Origin of the sequence: Mucilaginibacter sp. 5C4 (assembly GCF_034345625.1) — a bacterium.
GTDB classification, from domain to species: Bacteria; Bacteroidota; Bacteroidia; order Sphingobacteriales; family Sphingobacteriaceae; genus Mucilaginibacter; species Mucilaginibacter aurantiaciroseus.
The window spans coordinates 2,250,522-2,267,253 of the sequence record NZ_CP133775.1; the positions used below are offsets into that span (position 1 = coordinate 2,250,522).

General features: G+C 42.5%; 19 protein-coding genes. 13 read left to right on the forward strand and 6 right to left on the reverse strand.

Going from position 1 to position 16,732, the window contains the following annotated elements:
- The first annotated feature begins 23 nt into the window (after positions 1–23).
- The 3 genes from RHM67_RS10630 to RHM67_RS10640 are packed head-to-tail and all read left to right on the forward strand — an operon-like array spanning position 24 to position 3,103.
- Complete coding sequence (locus RHM67_RS10630) at positions 24–986, forward strand: glycosyl hydrolase family 18 protein (protein ID WP_322226675.1); 963 nt, start codon at positions 24–26, stop codon at positions 984–986.
- 30 nt (positions 987–1,016) lie between these two features.
- The gene (locus RHM67_RS10635) at positions 1,017–2,357 is read left to right on the forward strand and encodes a glycoside hydrolase family 18 protein (RefSeq protein ID WP_322226677.1); all 1,341 of its coding nucleotides are present in this window, start codon (positions 1,017–1,019) and stop codon (positions 2,355–2,357) included.
- 8 nt (positions 2,358–2,365) lie between these two features.
- The gene (locus RHM67_RS10640) at positions 2,366–3,103 is read left to right on the forward strand and encodes a glycoside hydrolase family 16 protein (RefSeq protein WP_322226679.1); all 738 of its coding nucleotides are present in this window, start codon (positions 2,366–2,368) and stop codon (positions 3,101–3,103) included.
- A 56-nt stretch (positions 3,104–3,159) separates the two neighbouring features.
- Here the strand turns inward: RHM67_RS10640 and RHM67_RS10645 are convergent, their stop codons facing one another.
- Positions 3,160–4,626: a TonB-dependent receptor gene (locus tag RHM67_RS10645; protein ID WP_322226681.1), complete on the reverse strand. Its 1,467-nt coding sequence runs from the start codon at positions 4,624–4,626 to the stop codon at positions 3,160–3,162.
- A gap of 198 nt (positions 4,627–4,824) precedes the next feature.
- Here RHM67_RS10645 and RHM67_RS10650 point away from each other — a divergent pair, with 198 nt between their 5' ends.
- A complete protein-coding gene (locus RHM67_RS10650) occupies positions 4,825–5,292 on the forward strand; it encodes a nucleoside triphosphate pyrophosphohydrolase family protein (protein WP_322226683.1) in 468 nt (155 codons plus the stop codon).
- Positions 5,293–5,367: 75 nt separating this feature from the next.
- Here RHM67_RS10650 and RHM67_RS10655 read toward each other — a convergent pair whose 3' ends face one another.
- Both RHM67_RS10655 and RHM67_RS10660 read right to left on the reverse strand, forming a co-directional pair.
- Positions 5,368–6,213 carry a hypothetical protein gene (locus RHM67_RS10655; protein WP_322226685.1) on the reverse strand — a complete coding sequence of 282 codons (846 nt, stop codon included), beginning with the start codon at positions 6,211–6,213 and terminating at the stop codon, positions 5,368–5,370.
- 207 nt (positions 6,214–6,420) lie between these two features.
- On the reverse strand, positions 6,421–6,681 hold the full coding sequence (locus RHM67_RS10660) for a hypothetical protein (RefSeq protein WP_322226687.1): 261 nt from the start codon (positions 6,679–6,681) through the stop codon (positions 6,421–6,423).
- Between the two features lie 268 nt (positions 6,682–6,949).
- On the opposite strand from RHM67_RS10660, the gene RHM67_RS10665 reads away from it, so the two are divergent.
- From RHM67_RS10665 to RHM67_RS10675, 3 genes are all read left to right on the forward strand, one after another.
- Positions 6,950–8,353, forward strand: coding sequence for a TonB-dependent receptor (locus RHM67_RS10665; protein ID WP_322226688.1), 1,404 nt, complete (start codon positions 6,950–6,952; stop codon positions 8,351–8,353).
- A 290-nt stretch (positions 8,354–8,643) separates the two neighbouring features.
- The gene (locus tag RHM67_RS10670) at positions 8,644–10,116 is read left to right on the forward strand and encodes a hypothetical protein (RefSeq protein ID WP_322226689.1); all 1,473 of its coding nucleotides are present in this window, start codon (positions 8,644–8,646) and stop codon (positions 10,114–10,116) included.
- A gap of 11 nt (positions 10,117–10,127) precedes the next feature.
- Entirely contained in the window at positions 10,128–10,808 is a 681-nt protein-coding gene (locus RHM67_RS10675) for an ectonucleotide pyrophosphatase/phosphodiesterase (protein WP_322226690.1), read from the forward strand.
- 158 nt (positions 10,809–10,966) lie between these two features.
- On the opposite strand, the gene RHM67_RS10680 is transcribed toward RHM67_RS10675, so the two are convergent.
- Positions 10,967–11,230: a hypothetical protein gene (locus tag RHM67_RS10680; RefSeq protein WP_322226691.1), complete on the reverse strand. Its 264-nt coding sequence runs from the start codon at positions 11,228–11,230 to the stop codon at positions 10,967–10,969.
- Between the two features lie 390 nt (positions 11,231–11,620).
- Between RHM67_RS10680 and RHM67_RS10685 the strand changes: the two genes are divergently transcribed.
- From RHM67_RS10685 to RHM67_RS10710, 6 genes are all read left to right on the forward strand, one after another.
- Entirely contained in the window at positions 11,621–12,310 is a 690-nt protein-coding gene (locus RHM67_RS10685) for a VIT1/CCC1 transporter family protein (protein ID WP_322226692.1), read from the forward strand.
- 150 nt (positions 12,311–12,460) lie between these two features.
- Positions 12,461–12,907 (forward strand): ubiquinol-cytochrome c reductase iron-sulfur subunit, encoded by a 447-nt coding sequence (locus RHM67_RS10690; protein ID WP_322226693.1) that lies wholly within the window; start codon positions 12,461–12,463, stop codon positions 12,905–12,907.
- Between the two features lie 12 nt (positions 12,908–12,919).
- Positions 12,920–13,357, forward strand: coding sequence for a thioredoxin family protein (locus tag RHM67_RS10695; RefSeq protein WP_322226694.1), 438 nt, complete (start codon positions 12,920–12,922; stop codon positions 13,355–13,357).
- On the forward strand, positions 13,344–14,294 hold the full coding sequence (locus tag RHM67_RS10700; RefSeq protein WP_322226695.1) for an FAD:protein FMN transferase: 951 nt from the start codon (positions 13,344–13,346) through the stop codon (positions 14,292–14,294). The genes RHM67_RS10695 and RHM67_RS10700 overlap by 14 nt, the downstream gene beginning before the upstream one ends.
- 7 nt (positions 14,295–14,301) lie before the next feature.
- Positions 14,302–14,526 carry a DUF4266 domain-containing protein gene (locus tag RHM67_RS10705; protein WP_416182874.1) on the forward strand — a complete coding sequence of 75 codons (225 nt, stop codon included), beginning with the start codon at positions 14,302–14,304 and terminating at the stop codon, positions 14,524–14,526.
- Positions 14,527–14,538: 12 nt separating this feature from the next.
- Entirely contained in the window at positions 14,539–15,762 is a 1,224-nt protein-coding gene (locus RHM67_RS10710; protein WP_322226697.1) for a DUF3570 domain-containing protein, read from the forward strand.
- Here RHM67_RS10710 and RHM67_RS10715 read toward each other — a convergent pair whose 3' ends face one another.
- Positions 15,763–16,038, reverse strand: a complete 276-nt coding sequence (locus RHM67_RS10715; protein ID WP_322226698.1) for a hypothetical protein — start codon at positions 16,036–16,038, stop codon at positions 15,763–15,765. It lies immediately after the preceding gene.
- Positions 16,039–16,046: 8 nt separating this feature from the next.
- Positions 16,047–16,724: a cytochrome b/b6 domain-containing protein gene (locus RHM67_RS10720; RefSeq protein WP_322226699.1), complete on the reverse strand. Its 678-nt coding sequence runs from the start codon at positions 16,722–16,724 to the stop codon at positions 16,047–16,049.
- Positions 16,725–16,732 lie beyond the last annotated feature (8 nt).

Below are 16,732 nucleotides of genomic sequence, written 5' to 3' on the forward strand. Positions count from 1 at the left end.
GTGTTATTTTACTGGTTGTAGTTATGTGCAGCTGTAAAAAAAGTGCGCGATCTGAAGTGAAGACGGATGACGATAAAACGCCGGTGGCAGCCGCCTCGTTTAGGGTGGTGGGTTACCTGCGCGAATATAATGTGGTTGATGGCCGGGCTATTCAGTTTGATTTTAGCAAGATAACCCATTTGAATATCGCATTTATAAACCCCGATGCAAACGGCACTTTTAGCACGCTTAGCGGGTTGAAAGAACTGGTTACTGCCGCGCATGCAAAAAACGTAAAAATTTTGGCATCAATTGGTGGCGGACTTGCGCCGGAGTATTACACTACGCTGATAGCCGATAAAAATAGTCGCGCAAAACTGGTAGGCAGCTTAGCATCACTAACCGACCAGTACAACCTGGACGGTATTGATGTTGACCTGGAAGGACACTTTGTGGATGCCAATTACGAAACCTTTGCGGTAGAGTTAAAGGCACTATTGACGCCTAAGGGCAAGCTGCTTACAACGGCTATTGCAACGGTTTATGCAACGCAGTACACCAACAAGGCACTGGCACAGTTCGATTTTATCAACATCATGTCGTACGATAAAACAGGGCCATGGAAACCCGAAAAACCTGGTCAGCATTCGCCTTACTCAATGGCGGTTGATGACCTTAACTATTGGGGCGGTACCCGCGGCATAGCCAAAGAAAAGTTAAGTATTGGCTTACCTTTCTATGGTTATGGTTTCGGTAACGGCGTGCCCGAGGATATGGCTTTCTCAGACATCATCAAAAAATATCCCGGAGCAGAAGGTAAGGACGAGGTAACCGTACCTGCCGGTGGTACCATTTACTACAATGGCCTGCCAACCATTAAAAGTAAAACTACATTGGCTTTGCAAAAGGCAGGTGGTGTTATGATATGGCAGCTGCTACAGGACGATGCCGGTACAAACTCGTTATTAAATACTATTGACGCCGAGATAAAGGCAGCAAAAAAATAAGATATACAGCATATTAAACCATAAAATAAAATGAAAAAGGTCTATAAAAAATCATTATTCCTGCTGGTGATGCTGGTTGCATTAAGCACCGGGTGTAAAAAAGACATCGCCAAAGAACAGGAAGCCGGCAACCCGCTTCAGCCAAGGATCTTCGATATCTTGAGGGAGTTTTCGGGCGCGCAGATCATCAATGAAGGTGATACCGCTAAATTCAACGGTATCGAAATTACACCTGCCGGCAAAGCGGATGTAAGCTGGATGGTTGATGGCAAGGAAGTATCAAAAGATAAAAAATTCGCATTCGCCCCTGCAAGGGGCGGCGAGTTTGTGATCAAACTAAAGGTATCTTACAACGGTGATTCGAGTGTTAGGAGTACCAAGGTATTGGTTAATCCATCAACCTATACATTTAAGCCATACACCAAAATAGCGATGACCTACCTTACACAGGATGCAACCGCTGCCAACGTAAATTTCAACAACGTTACCCACGTTGCTTACAAAATTGGGTTAGTATCTCCTGAAGGCGACCTGGATACTTCACCGGGCGAAGTGGGCCAAAAAGCAAGGGAAATTATAGCAAGGGCGCACATTGCAGGTGTACCGGTTATTATGGGCATCAGCGGCAGGCTGTCAGGCATTGATGGCTGGGCAATTTACGAAACCAACGATTTTGGTACCGCCATCCGCGACGCTGCAAAACGTACCAAATTGGTTGGCCTGGTTAAGGCTTATGTAGCCGCTAAACAAATGGACGGTGTGGATATCATGATGACAGACATTAATTCGGGCAACGCGCCGGATAATATCCATGCTATCGGCCCATTCCTTACCCAGCTTAAGGCAGCTTTACCGGCAGCGGCTATTATTACTGTTACAGTAACCACCAACTACCAGCATTGGGAATATCCCGATCTTTCTGCCGCAACATGGGTTAACGTACACACTTTTGAGGATAACATCCACATAGGCCCCGATGCACCGGTTGGCCAGTCGTCAAGCCTGGCCTTTATGAAAGAGGGGGCCGAAAAATGGACAAACTTTCACTTACCTGCAAGCAAGCTGGTTTTGGGTGTGCCTGCATTTGGGTTACGTTACAACGCATTAAACGGAGCGGGTAACAACGAAAGTTGGGGGTCATATGATTACATGACCTATAAAGCTATCCTAACTGCCGACCAAACCGCGTTTGGTAAAGAGTTTACCGATAAGTCTGGAAAAGGTGTTTACTACAGCGGTGTGCCGTTAGTTACCTTAAAGGCTGGTTATATAAAAAACAATGGCTTTAAAGGTGGTTATGTATGGGCAGGCGATTATGATACGCAAGATGCCAACTCGTTAATGTTGGCCTTATTTAACGGAGTAAAATAACAGCTACAATGAAAAGAAAATTTGTTTTAGCGGTTGCTTTATTGGTAATCGCCGTGTATAATAATGCAAATGCACAAGGCCAAACAATTAAATGGAGTGGCTATACCTGGAATGTAAAAGAGCCTACAGAAGCAACCGGCCCCGGCCCAAATTACTGGAGCGGCAACAACGTATGGGTTGATGGCAGTGGCTGGTTACACTTAAAAATAAGTAAGAATGCCACCAATGGCCGTTGGGAATGCGCCGAAGTTGCCAGTACCGAAAGTTTTGGCATGGGCACTTACCAATGGCAAATTGATGCCGATGTAGATAAGTTTGATAAAAACCTGGTACTGGGCTTATTTGATTACTCGGGCACCGATGCGCGTGATGAGATAGACATTGAGTTTGCACGTTGGGGTAACAGCGCTTATCCAAACTTAAACTATACGGTTTACCCAAAAGCCGGCGACCCGCCAAGGCATACCAGCTATAGCACAGAGTTTACATCGCCCAATGGTACTTATACTACCCACAGGTTCATCCGTACGGCTAATAGTGTTACTTTTAAAACCCTGTACGGCCATTTGAACGAGGAGCAGAGGGATAACCTGTTTTTGAGTAAAGAATTTAAGAGCCCGTCGGTATCTGTAAGCAGTGTGGCTATGCCGGTGCTGTTAAACCTTTGGCTGTTTAAAGGCCAGGCGCCAACAGATGATAAACCTTTCGAGGTCGTCATCCACAGCTTTAAGTTTACTGCACAATAAATTTGTTGTTAAGTGAGGATCGCCTGGTTGTTGAGAAACATCCGGGCTTTTTATGACTATAATTCGGCTTTTGGGGTATCGGTGTTATCACTTTTAACTTCGCAGGCATAACCAAATAAGCATCTTTCCTTAATTATCGCGGCAACCTCGGCAGGTACAAATTGCTCCCAGCCGTCGGCACCCTCTTTTATCAATTGTAAAACCTTATCGGTTTGCAGGTTAAGGTTGCTTTTTTTATAGTCTTTAATATCCTCTATCTTATTATTCGCTATCAGGTATTGGTAAAGGTCTTTTAGGTGCGGGGGCAGGGTAAATTTCTCGCTGTTCCAGATCTGCCCATCGCGCAGGGTAGGGTATATAAACACCTTTACCTTACGGCTAAACAGCGTGGCGAACGACTCTAAAATACCGCCTGGCAGGTTCTGGTAATGTTCCTCCGTAAAAATGTACTCCAAGTTAGGATATCCCAATACCACACCCATTTTTAGCTTGGTAATTTTCGATAGGTAAGCTACCAGCTTATAATATTCGTGGAAGTTGGAGATCAACACATTTTGCCCAAGCGAGCAAAGGATATCCACCCGGTCAAGAAAATCTTTCTCGTCAATGTCGGCATTCTCATCAGCGTCGCGTTCCTTTAGGGATTGCAGGGTAAGCTCGGTGATCACCACAACATTATCTTTGTCTACATCCGGCTCATCCAAAAACTGCTCTACACCGGTTTTTAGCATATCTATATGCACGTTAATAACCGGCCTGAAACGCCCGCGAACCACCACAATATGCTTTTTATAAAGCACTTCACTCGGTTGCCTGTTCTTACCATTCGGGCCAAATAGTGCTGCATCCGAGAATCCGTATTTTACCAAATAAAGGCTCATTAAACGGTTATCTACTTTGGTAAATGCAGGGCCTTCAAAATGGATCATATCTACCTGGATGCGGTCTTTCGACAGGTCATCCATCAACGATAGTAAAAAGCTAAGGGGCTGCTTGTAATAGTTAAAACAAGCATAGATAAGGTTAACACCCAACACACCTACAGCTTGCTGCTGCAGGTTATTATTGTTATCTAACAGTTTTACGTGGAGTAACACATCCTGGTATTTGCCATTTGGTTCTAACTGGAAACGCACGCCCATCCAGCCGTGGCCATCGTTCGTTTTAAAGTAATTGAGGGCCGAAAATGTGTCAGAAAAGGCGAAAAAAGTGGTGTTATGTCCGCGCTGTTCTTCAAGGCGTTCTATTAATAAATCATACTCTTTCTCGAGCATGGCTAAAAGCCTTTGCTCTGTTACATAACGCTTTACCTGCTGCGTGCCGTATATGGCATCAGAAAAGGTCATATCATAAGCCGACATGGTTTTGGCGATGGTGCCTGATGATGCACCGGCCTTAAAAAAGTTAGCCGCTACATCCTGGCCGGCACCAATTTCGGCAAAGGAACCGTAAATAGCAGGGTCGAGGTTTATGGCAAGCGCTTTTTGTTTTGTACCGAGGTCTTTGTTATGATTGATATCCATGCGCCGGGGAGGTTAAATATGAACGATGTGTAAACCACTGTAAAAATACGTTTTTATAGCGATAACAGGCGCGTTATATATAAACTTAACATTGGGAAAGGTTTTTCATTAGTAGATTATTAAAAAGGTTCCCCTGTAAAAAGCATCAAAAATTAGTAGCTTTGGCTTAATCATTAACACCCATAAAGCTATTATAACATGCAGGAAGCATCGCCGTTAAACCAGGTTGCCGAATTTCATAAAACGTTTAAACACCCGGTTCTTGATGAGCCAACTATACCATCACAAGCCCGCTGCGACTTGCGCGTTGCCCTTTTGGCCGAAGAGGTAAGGGAACTACAGGAAGCCATTGCCGACAACAACCTGGTTGAAATTGCCGATGCCCTTTGCGATATTCAATACGTACTGGCAGGCGCCATACTGGAGTTTGGCCTTGGCGATAAATTTAAAGCCCTGTTTGATGAGGTGCACCGCTCAAACATGAGCAAGGCCTGCAATACCATCGAAGAAGCAAATGAAACCATTGCACATTACTTGAAGAAAGACGGAAGCGAAGCACATTACAAGGAGGAAGAAGAGAAATTTTTAGTGTTCCGTACGGCGGATAATAAAACACTAAAGTCTATCAACTATTCTCCTGCGGATTTGAAGGGATTGCTGTTGTAATACCCGATAACTAATAGTTAAAAAAGCCTTTCAGCATCAAACTGAAAGGCTTTTTGATTGCATTAAGGTTAGGTTTTATTTTGTCGCGGTTATGATAACCTGCGAATCGAAATCTGAATTATAGCCGTAAAGCGCCACATACCACGTGCCGGATGACGGGTTACTTATGGTAACCGAACGGTCATCGCGGTTTACACCTATCTCGTGATAGTCGGCTGTCCAGGCGTATTTGGGTTGGTAGGTTGGCGGCAGAGGGCCTGCTACAAAAGGTGCCGAACCTTTACGAACAAACAGGTCGGCCAAGTTACGGTAATTGTTATTTTTTTCAGTCGTGCGGATCTTCATGGTTTTGTAGCCGGACGGTAGCGTGAAAGAGAAACCTGCAGTTTTATAAGCCTTGCCCGAAACGTCCTTATCAGCCAAAGTTGATGAAGTGCCTGTTCCGGTACCAGTTCCTGTGCCCGACCCTGAACAGCTTGCCGCGATAATGCCATTTACGCGCACAACTGGCTCATTTGCCTGAATAGATATTTTTAGCGTGTTAGAAGAGTTTTTATTGGTGAAAAATGACTTTGATATAGTGCCGCTATAATTAATTGTGGTGGGCGTCCATGCCGAACCTGATAAGGTGAATTTTTTGCGGCGGAATGAATAGGGGATAGATTGTGGCAGATCTATCTGGATACTCGAGGTACTCATCAGCTTATTGTTTAACACCACCTGGTCTACATAGTTTTCGAGGTTACTGGTCCTGTCAAGGTCTTCGGTTATTGCGTTTACCGATAACAGTTCGGTAATGGCGTCATCAACCGCATGGTCTATAGCATCAGATAGTTCTCCTGCTTTTTTGCATGACGCACTGCATACCATCATGAAAAGAAATGCAGCCGCGATATTTTTTTGGGGTAGTGCTTTCATCATATAGTTTTGTTTGAACCCAAAAGTATTTTTTGATAGCTGCGCCCAAAATATCCATAAGTAGGTATTTGTTTTTATATATCTAATAATGAGATATATAAATTATTATTTAAGATTTTTAATATGCGAATTAAAATATTTATAAACCAAAAGCCTTTCAACTAAATTTGAAAGGCTTTTGGTTTATAAACATATGTTTGAGGCTTTTGCCTATAACGAATACCCTAAAGATATATTAAATATCCGGTTTTTAATTTTAACATCGTTTTGTTCGGGTAAAACATTCGTAAATCCATAACCATAGCCCGCACTTACCTGAAAGCCACTGTTAGAGGCAAAGCCAGCCAGTGCATTAACACCATAATCCATCAGTTTAAGATCATCAACATTATCGCCAATAGTATAGTTAATGTTTTGCCCGGGCTGTTTTACGCCCTCCACTGTGGATGTACTTTTAACATTTGCCGACATCAGATAACCGGCGTAAGGGCCCCCGCCAAAGAATACTTTGCCATAAGGGATACTAATAAAATTGCTTTTTCATGTTTAAGATGTTTAAACTAAATATTTAGTAAATTATTGCAACAATAAAAAGGTTTCGTTATGAATAGTTATCATAGTTGTTAAGGCCTTAACCTGTACTTAAACTAATAACTATGTAAGTTTAATATGGAGCAAACCCGCCAATAATATTACTCCTACACTTTTGCGCTTAATTAAAACTCACAAACTATTAAGCATGAAAAAACAATTCCTCAAAAAAGTATGGCTTGCTTGCCTGTTTAGTTTGCTGTTTGCAACAGCGGCTATGGCACAAACTAATTTGGCCGGTATATCCGGTAAAGTATCTGATGCAGGCGGTGCATTGTTGCCAAATGCAACCATCACCGTTAAAAACGAATCTACCGGCTTTACAATAAAAGCTACATCTAATTCAAAAGGAACATTTTTACTGAAAGAACTTCCATTAGGTTCGCCATACAGTATTACTGTAGAAGCAATGGGCCTGGCTACGCAAAAGCAAACTGGTTATTCATTAAATCAGGGCGACCTGCTGCAGGTTTCGTTTGCGATGGAGCAAAAAGTACAGGAGCTTAACGCTGTTGAGATCAAAGCATCATCAACCCGTAATAAAATTGAGAACATTGGTTCTGCCACTGCTGTAACCGCTAATGATATTGCGAAGTTACCGGTTAACGGCCGTAACTTTACCTCTCTGGCAGATCTGTCGCCATTGAGCGCGGGTAGCAGCTTAAGCGGCCAGCTGGCATCGGCAACTAACTATACTATTGATGGTATGGCAGCAAAGAGTACAATCTCCGGTGGCCAGCCAACAGGTGCTTACTCTATCTCGTTAGAGGCAGTTAGGGAGTTCCAGGTGGTTACCAACCAGTATGATGTTACTTATGGTAATGCAGGTGGCGGTACTATAAGTACGGTAACCAAATCTGGTACCAACGTGCTTTCCGGAAGTGCATTTACATATGCACGTGCCAACTGGTTATCAAGCAAGTATGGCTTAAATGGTTTAAAACGTAACCAGACTTTTTCTACCTACCAATACGGTTTCTCGTTAGGTGGGCCTATCGTAAAAGATAAAGCGCAGTTTTTTATCGCTTGGGATCATCAGGCAGATTCAAGGCCGTTATACATTGCCAGCATCCAATCGGCAGATGACGAAAAACGTTATAATGTAACCCAGGCTACTTTAGATAACTATTTAACCATCGCCAGGAATAAATATGGTGTGGCAAGCTCGCCTCAGTTTGGCCAGTTTGATAAATTTAAAAATACACACGCAGGTTTCGCCCGTATCGACTGGCAGATAAACCCTAAGAACTTGTTCACCATACGTGATAACTTTATTTACGATCTGGACAACCAGTCTGATGGTGATAATACCGCTATTAATATTTACGAGGTGTACAGCACACGTAAAAGTTTAAACAACAGCGTAATGGCATCGTTACGTAGTATCCTGAGCCCTAATTTAACAAACGAGTTGAAAATTCAGCATTACTGGGAATACAATAAAATGTTTGCGAACAGCCAGTTGCCTGAAGATAATATCCCGCGTGCTATTGTGCAAATATCCCGTCTGTTGCGGCTGATGGTTCTACCTACACAACTGCTATACAGTTAGGCGGCCAGCGTTACGGAGGCGATTATTTCAATAATAACGTTGCCCAGCTAACCGATAACGTTTACTGGACCAAAGGAAAATACAACTTCACCTTTGGTGGTGGCTTAACTTTCACCAACCAAAACTCCATTTATGGTAGCGAAATAAACGGCCGTTTTTACTTTACCGGTTTAATAAATTTCAATAATCTTACCCCGTATCGTTATGCAAGAGATATTTACACGTCATCAGACAGGAATATAAAATTCAACATACTTGCGCCAAACTTATACGCACAGGTACAAACCACCTTGTTCCCGGGTTTTGACCTTACAGCGGGTATCCGTGCAGATTACACCACTTACCTTGACCAGGCAAACTTTAATCAGGTTGTTTACAATACGCTTGGTTTAAATACATCTAACAAATTGGCAACCTTTCAGGTGCAGCCAAGGGTACAGGCCACATGGGATGTAGGCCAGAATGGTAAAGACATTATCCGTTTAGGTGGTGGTATTTTAGGTTCGGCGTTAAACCCGTATTCTATGATCAACAACATGTTGTTTGATGGTTCGCACATTGTAGGTGTAGATATTACCAACGCGGCTTTGATACCAACGCCAAACTTCCCGGGGTACCGAAACAATCCGTCAACGGCACCGGGTTTAGATCTGCTTAACAACCCTGCAATAGCAAAACTGACAACTATTAACATGAATGGTAAAGATGCCAAAGTACCGGTTGTGTACAAAGCGAACGTATCTTACTCGCACTTTTTCGCGCAAAACTTTAGGGTTACCGCAAGCGGATATTTAAGCTTAGGCCGCAACAACTATACCTACCTTGATAAAAACATGGTAGACCAACCATTCTTCCGCCTTGCGGCTGAGGACAATAGAGGTGTATATGTGCCTGCAAGTACCATCAACGCCACAAACGGTACAGTTGACTGGACACAAGGCAGAAAAACCACTCAGGTTGGCCGTGTGTTAGAACTGGAAAGCGTTGGTAAAGTAAACCAAATGGCATTTGTTTTTGATGCCGATTATAAGTATTATAAACAAGGGGAAATTTCGGTATCATACACCTGGAACCAAACTAAAGATAATACTTCTTACAATGGTAACGTAGCTAACACCGCTACACTGGTACAATACGTAAAAGATGATCCACGTAACCTTGGCGGCATGAGCTATTCTGGTAACCAGTTCAGGAGCAAAATTGTAGCTTACGGTAGCTCACCAACATTCTACGGTTTTAGCGCGGGTGTTAGGTTCTCGGGCTTAAGCGGTACACGTTACTCATTATTTGTTAACGGAAACGTGAACGGCGACTTTGTGGCAAGTAATGATCTTGCTTACATCTATGATCCTAATGCTTCATCAACACCGCAGTACTTAAAATATGGTATCAATGCGGTATTGAACAACCCTAAAGTTGAAAAAGGCATGAAAGAATACATCCGTAACAGTTTTGGTAAAGTTGCCGAGCGTAACGGTGGTGTTAACCCTTTCTATGGTGTGGTTGATCTAAGGCTGATCAAGAAGCTGGCGATCGCTAAGAAACAATACGTTGAGTTATCAGTGGATTTGTTTAACGTAACAAATTTACTTAACAGAAACTGGGGCGTGAACCATAACCTTGGTGCAACTTCTATTTACAACATTAAAAGCTTTGATACCGCTAAGCAACAGTATGTATATAGCGTTAATACTAATGCCGGTGTATCAAACTTAAGCGGTAACCCTTACCAGTTCCAGTTAGGTTTACGTTACGGGTTTTAACTAATACAAACATGAAAATAAACATATACAGTACACTAATAGCGCTTGCCGCGGTATTAGGCCTTAAACAAAGTGCCACAGCACAAGCCCCTGCGGCCAAATACGTGATACTGGTAACGGTAGATGGATTTAGGCCCGAGTTTTATCTGGATAGCATTAATTACGCTATGCCTACTGTAAGGGAATTAATGAAGAACGGCGTTGCAGCACAGGGGTTAAACCCTGTGTTCCCGTCGGTAACTTACCCGAATCATACCACCATGATAACGGGCGTTACCCCGGCAAAACACGGTATTTACTACAATACACCGTTTGAGGCCGAAGGAGCAACAGGTAAATGGTACTGGGATTATAGTTTGATAAAATCGCCAACCCTTTGGGATGCTATGCACAAGGCGGGTAAAACTACAGCTTGCGTACGCTGGCCGGTTACAGTGAACGCTCCGATAGATTACAGGATCCCAGAATACTGGAACTATAAAAACATGAGTGATGCAAGGGAGTGTACCGCTGCTGCTACCCAACCTTTAACCTTATGGAAAGAGGTGCAGGATAATGCAACAGGTTTATTGGAAGTAAACGACCTTAACGCGAATAATGATGAGCTGATACAAGATGAAAATGCGGCCCGTATTGCAGGTTATATCTCCAATAAAAAAAGCCGTCAATTATTTGACGGCTTTGGGCGGTAATCTAAATGTTACCTGAAGTGTTAAATACTTACTTAGCTGAGTTTGCCGCTTGCTCAATAATAGCAACTACCTCTTTTGCATGAGATACCATTACCACGTGGCTAGCTTCAATCTCTGTTGTTTTAGCATTTATTCTTTTAGCCATTAATCTTTCCAGATCAGGGCTTATCGCTTTTTGCTGCAATATACCAGCTTGGTTTGGTTTTCCAGGCAGGCTCGCCGCTTTTATCCGCAAATACAGTTTGTGAAGCAGGTGTTTGTGTAGCGTAGATCTGATCTTGCTGTTGGGCAGAAAGATCTTGTGCAAATACAGTTTTAACACCGGCGTTGGATATGTAGATAAAACCATCCTGGGGGTCAAAATAATCGGCAAGCTTAACGGCAGAGCCTTTTGCTGATAGGGTAGGCAATTTTTCGTCCAAATCAGGCGCTAATGCGGCTACATATACCCGGATAGAAACTTATGGCGATGAAGTGTTAACCGATTACCAGTGCAGCCTCACATACCCAAAGATGATGACCAACGCCGGTGAAATGGAAGGCAAACACATTACCTTTAATTATCTTAACGGCGAAACACCAGGTTTTACTTATCTGTGGGAATAGTAATTATATACAACTTAAAAGCCAAAAGCCTCAAGATTTTCCACTTGAGGCTTTTGTGTTCTGAAGGACCCTCTGACAACAGTTATCGATAAATATCTGCATCGCATATTTTGCAGCCACAACCTAATTCAGAATAAAATCAGATTTAAGATCTAAGTTTAGTCAGTATTTGTTAAGCGTCTGATTTCCCACAAATTATAATAGAAATGCATAAAGAACATCACGTTACCGGTTCAGAAACGATCAGGGATATTGTAATAGGCATGTCCGATGGTTTAACAGTACCCTTCGCGCTTGCTGCAGGTTTGAGTGGCGCCATAAGTTCGTCGACTATAGTGGTTACGGCAGGTATTGCAGAAATTGTAGCCGGGTCTATCGCAATGGGTTTAGGAGGCTTTTTGGCAGGCCGTACCGAAGTGGATCATTATAATTCTGAATTAAAACGGGAATATGATGAAGTTGACCGGTTGCCCGAACAAGAAAAAGCTGAGGTGAAAGAAGTTTTCGCCGGGTTCGGTCTGTCAGAAATATTGCAACAACAAATTGCCGATGAAATGGCAAAAGATAAAGATAAGTGGGTTGATTTTATGATGCGTTATGAATTAGGGTTGGAAGAACCCCACGCCAACCGCGCTACCAAAAGCGCAATTACTATTGGCTTATCCTATATAGTAGGTGGTATAATTCCGCTTTCGCCCTATATTTTAGTTGATAGTTCTCAAACAGCATTATACTATTCCTGCATAGTTACATTGATAAGCCTATTTATTTTTGGCTATTTTAAAAGCAAGTTAACTGGGCAACCTGCTATAAGCGGTGCATTTAAAGTAGTAATTATAGGCGCGCTGGCAGCAGGGGCTGCCTTTGCTATGGCAAAGCTTATTAATGGTAAATAACAGCTAATTTGTTAAAAATGGTTAAATAAATGGCCAAGCCCTAAAATTCATATTAAATACAGATTTAGCGTTTAAACTTGTATTGTAAAAGAAACGGTTGTATTGGAGCATACAGTTTATTGAAATTAAGAACCCCTAATTAATTACAAAATGAATTCTAAAAAAACGATGGACAGAAAAGAGTTTTTTTCTGCAGTAGGTATCGGTGCCGCGTCTTTAACTATTCTGAGTTGTTTAGGTTGTTCCAAAACTTCCAATTCATCAAATGGCCCTTCTAATGCCGCGCCAACCAATGTGGATTTTACACTTGATTTAAGTACTTCTGCAAATGCAGCGCTTTCAAAAAACGGCGGCTACTTAATATCACAAAGTATATTAGTTGCACGCACCGCGGCCGGTGCTTATATAGCGGTGCAGGAATCGTGTACACATCAAAGCTACCCATTAGTTTATGAATCGGGCAACAGCCAATTTTATTGCAATAACCACGGTGCTACCTTTACCGAAAAAGGAACGGTAACCGGTGGGCCAACCAACCGCTCCTTAACGGTTTATAATACTACGTTAACCGGTACATTTTTAAGGGTTTACTCCTAATATCTAACGATAATGAAACAACTGATATCAATTATATTATTTGCCTTAATACCCCCGGTAATTACCTGGTCCGGAGATTTTAACGAAGCTCAAAAAGAGGCACAAAAAGGGCATAAACTTATTGTGATAAACTTTTCCGGTTCGGATTGGTGCGGGCCTTGTATCCGCACCCGTAAAGAGATATTGGAAACTAAAACCTTTGAAGATTACGCGGCAGAGCACCTTGTATTGGTGCGCGCAGATTTTCCGCGTCAAAAGAAAAATCAGTTAGTCAAAGAGCAGGTAAAAAAGAACGAAGCGCTGGCCGATAAATACGATCCCGATGGCGAGTTTCCGCTTACTTTATTGGTTGATGAAAACGGCAAGGTGCTAAAAAAATGGGAAGGATTCCCAAATGTGACATCGCAACAGTTTGTAGAACAAATAGCTACAGCAAATGCAAACCGCTGAAACAGCTAATATTGAAACAGTACATAAACGTGTACTAAAACTAATGGGCAACCGCTTCGAAATAAGCGTAGTTGCCGGTAATGAACATTGGGCTAATACCAGGATAGACCTGGCTATTGCCGAGATAAAACGGATAGAGCAACTGCTTACCACTTTTAAAGATGACAGCCAAACCAACCTAATAAATGCAAATGCCGGTATTGCACCGGTTAAGGTTGCCCGGGAGGTGTTTGATTTGATCGCACGTTCGTTAAAAATATCCGAACTAACACAAGGTGCTTTTGATATTACGTATGGGTCTATAGATAAGAGCCTTTGGAACTTTGATGTAAATATGAAAGCCCTGCCTAGTGCAGCACTTGCGCGTGAGTCGGTAAGGCTGATAAACTACAAGAATGTAATACTTGATAACGATAATGCCACTGTTTTTTTAAAAGAGACAGGTATGCGAATAGGTTTTGGCGGCATAGGTAAAGGTTATGCCGCTGATATGGCAAAGGCTTTATTGCACGCCAACGGGGTTAAAAGCGGTATTGTAAATGCTGCCGGCGATCTCGTTACGTGGGGCACACAACCTAACGGTAAACCCTGGACAATTGCCATTGCCGACCCTGACCAGGAGGCGACACCTTTTTCTACCCTTAACATCAGTAATATGGCCATTGCCACATCGGGTAATTACGCAAAATTTGCGGTGATAGATGGCAAAAGGTACTCTCACACCATCGACCCTAAAACAGGCCTACCGGTAAGCGGGATAAAAAGTGTTACCATAATTTCCCCAAGTGCCGAATTTGCTGATGCTATGGCTACGCCTGTAACGGTAATGGGCGTAACGGTAGGCCTGGACATGGTTAACCAATTGCAGCAAATTGCCTGCGTAATTATTACCGACAACAATTGCTTTTATACATCAAAAAACATCAACATTAAATAAACAAATGATGACTAAAATACCCCTGTTAATTATGATGGTCGCCTGTATTGGCGCAATCGGCTTTTCGTCCTGCAAAACTGTTAAACCTTATCAAAAGAACCGGTTAAACGACTCGGAGATGGACTTAACGGCCCGTAAATCGCAAAAGTTTGAACAGAGTTTCCAGCTTTATCGCGAGGGTGGCTCCGGCGCCAATGGTGGTAAAAGTGGTGGTGGATGTGGATGTAATTAGTTAAACACTTAAATGAGAAAACTATATTTAGGTTTAATTGCCATGTACCTTGGCATTTTGGCATCGCACGCGCAAACAAAACCTGTCCCTGTTAAAGATACGTCTAACTACGAAGCGCGTAAATTGAAACTTGATGAGATAAACTTTGTAACGTCCTACTATCACCAGGATGGTAATAACTCGGCCGTTACCGGTGGGATAGGGACGGAGAAACTTACCGACTTTGCTAATACGTTTGACCTGCAGATGTCTAAATATAGCAGCTCGGGTAAAAAGCATACGTTCAACTTCGAATTAGGCGTGGATCATTATACTTCAGCGTCGTCAGATAAGATCGACCCAAACAGTGTGTCGTCTGCATCAATGCAGGATACGCGGATCTATCCATCATTAAACTGGACTGTATCGAACGATAAAACGGGTAACGCTTTTGGTTTATCAGCATCCTATTCGCACGAGTATGATTACCAGTCGGTAGGAGCGGGCATCAATTTTACCAGGCTGTCAAAAAATAAAAACACCCAGTTTGATTTTAAGGCCCAGGCCTTTTTAGACAAATGGAAAGTGATACTTCCTGTTGAACTGCGCCCCGCGGGTTACGGTTCCGGGTCTGACCATGAGGATAACCGGCCGGTTGATTCGCGGCCACGAAACTCATTCAGTACATCTTTTTCTCTATCGCAAGTACTTACGCAAAGGCTACAGGTTGCATTAATAGTCGAACCATCTTACCAGCATGGTTTACTGGCTACCAAATACCAGCGGGATTATTTTACTGATGGATCTGCACGCGTAGAGAACCTGCCCGACGACAGGTATAAATTGCCAATCGGGCTGAGGTTAAATTACTTTTTAGATGATCATTTTATCATCCGCACTTTTTACCGGTACTATATGGATAACTGGGGAATAAGGGCGCATACTGCCGAGATAGAGGTACCGGTAAAGCTAACATCATTTGTATCTGTAAGTCCGTTTTACCGTTATAACACGCAGGTAGGTACACGTTATTTTAAACCATATGGGCAGCATAACCCAACAGACCAATTTTACACCAGCGATTACGACCTATCCAGTTTGCACAGTAATTTTGTTGGCGCCAATGTTAGGCTATCTCCGCCAAAAGGAGTGTTTGGCAACGCACACTTTACATCGTTAGAGTTAAGGGCCGGGCACTATATGCGCTCTACAGGCTTAAACTCTAATATTGTAACACTGGCTTTAAAGTTTAAGTAATCAGTACCGGGTTGGTTTGTAAACAAACTTGTTGTTAGCAACATGCACTTTTACGATCAATCCTGCTTCAACCAGTTTTTTAAGGCGGCTATAAAACGAGGTTATACTCATTTTATAGCCTTTTTTAGTTACTTCTAACCACAAAAATTCCGCGTCTCTAGCTTCGGTTAGGGTATTTATAAATTCAACTACCACGTCGTTAACCCGGTTATATTCTATTTGCTTTTCAGTTAGACGTGATTTTGATGATCGATGTATTTGTGACAGATAATTCATTTAACAGATCAATTATTGGTGTTGCCGCCGTTTATCATATCAGATACAATGCCTTTTTCGTTCTTACGTTCTGCCAATAAAACGCCAATTAGGTGTACCAAAATAAATGTCAGTATAAGGTACATGCAAAAACCATGAACCTCTTTAACAGAATGCCTGATGGATTTATAAGCTGACAGGGCATCTTCGAAAGCAAGGAATAATCCGGTAATAGCCATTACTAAAAGTAACACGTAAAATATTGCGTAAATGGCTTTAACAGTAAGCTCGTGCCTGGCCACCTCCCTGTTTTTTTTGATGGTATTAAATTGCCGGTAGGCGCTTTTTAGTTTGCGGATAAACTTTTGATCGGCCAGCTGAAAAAACTCCAATATCAGCCTAAAGGCGAGCAGCGCTGCCAGCGCATAGCCAAAATAGATGTGTACCCCCCATACGCTATCGCTTAAGGCGTGTGCGGCAGTTTGAGTTTGATTATCTGTTAGAGTTGTGCCTGTTTTTTGAATTTCATCTTTCATCAACTTTGATGTGGCACGGTCATCTGTAATGGTCGAATTAATTAATACAGTAATTAACGAACCGCTGATCACGATCAGGTTTACCCAGTGCCAAAGGCGTAGTGGAAACGAATATCGCTTTAATGCGGAAGGATGTTGTACGTCGTGGCGGGTTGGTTCTATTATAGCCATAGGAATTT

Excerpts from the sequence above, each read along its gene's own strand:
- RHM67_RS10630 (WP_322226675.1), top strand. The coding sequence starts at position 24 with ATGTGCAGCTGTAAAAAAAGTGCGCGATCTGAAGTGAAGACGGATGAC.
- RHM67_RS10635 (WP_322226677.1), top strand. The coding sequence starts at position 1,017 with ATGAAAAAGGTCTATAAAAAATCATTATTCCTGCTGGTGATGCTGGTT.
- RHM67_RS10640 (WP_322226679.1), top strand. The coding sequence starts at position 2,366 with ATGAAAAGAAAATTTGTTTTAGCGGTTGCTTTATTGGTAATCGCCGTG.
- RHM67_RS10645 (WP_322226681.1), bottom strand. The coding sequence starts at position 4,626 with ATGGATATCAATCATAACAAAGACCTCGGTACAAAACAAAAAGCGCTT.
- RHM67_RS10650 (WP_322226683.1), top strand. The coding sequence starts at position 4,825 with ATGCAGGAAGCATCGCCGTTAAACCAGGTTGCCGAATTTCATAAAACG.
- RHM67_RS10655 (WP_322226685.1), bottom strand. The coding sequence starts at position 6,213 with ATGATGAAAGCACTACCCCAAAAAAATATCGCGGCTGCATTTCTTTTC.
- RHM67_RS10660 (WP_322226687.1), bottom strand. The coding sequence starts at position 6,681 with ATGTCGGCAAATGTTAAAAGTACATCCACAGTGGAGGGCGTAAAACAG.
- RHM67_RS10665 (WP_322226688.1), top strand. The coding sequence starts at position 6,950 with ATGAAAAAACAATTCCTCAAAAAAGTATGGCTTGCTTGCCTGTTTAGT.
- RHM67_RS10675 (WP_322226690.1), top strand. The coding sequence starts at position 10,128 with ATGAAAATAAACATATACAGTACACTAATAGCGCTTGCCGCGGTATTA.
- RHM67_RS10685 (WP_322226692.1), top strand. The coding sequence starts at position 11,621 with ATGCATAAAGAACATCACGTTACCGGTTCAGAAACGATCAGGGATATT.
- RHM67_RS10690 (WP_322226693.1), top strand. The coding sequence starts at position 12,461 with ATGAATTCTAAAAAAACGATGGACAGAAAAGAGTTTTTTTCTGCAGTA.
- RHM67_RS10695 (WP_322226694.1), top strand. The coding sequence starts at position 12,920 with ATGAAACAACTGATATCAATTATATTATTTGCCTTAATACCCCCGGTA.
- RHM67_RS10700 (WP_322226695.1), top strand. The coding sequence starts at position 13,344 with ATGCAAACCGCTGAAACAGCTAATATTGAAACAGTACATAAACGTGTA.
- RHM67_RS10705 (WP_416182874.1), top strand. The coding sequence starts at position 14,302 with ATGACTAAAATACCCCTGTTAATTATGATGGTCGCCTGTATTGGCGCA.
- RHM67_RS10710 (WP_322226697.1), top strand. The coding sequence starts at position 14,539 with ATGAGAAAACTATATTTAGGTTTAATTGCCATGTACCTTGGCATTTTG.
- RHM67_RS10715 (WP_322226698.1), bottom strand. The coding sequence starts at position 16,038 with ATGAATTATCTGTCACAAATACATCGATCATCAAAATCACGTCTAACT.
- RHM67_RS10720 (WP_322226699.1), bottom strand. The coding sequence starts at position 16,724 with ATGGCTATAATAGAACCAACCCGCCACGACGTACAACATCCTTCCGCA.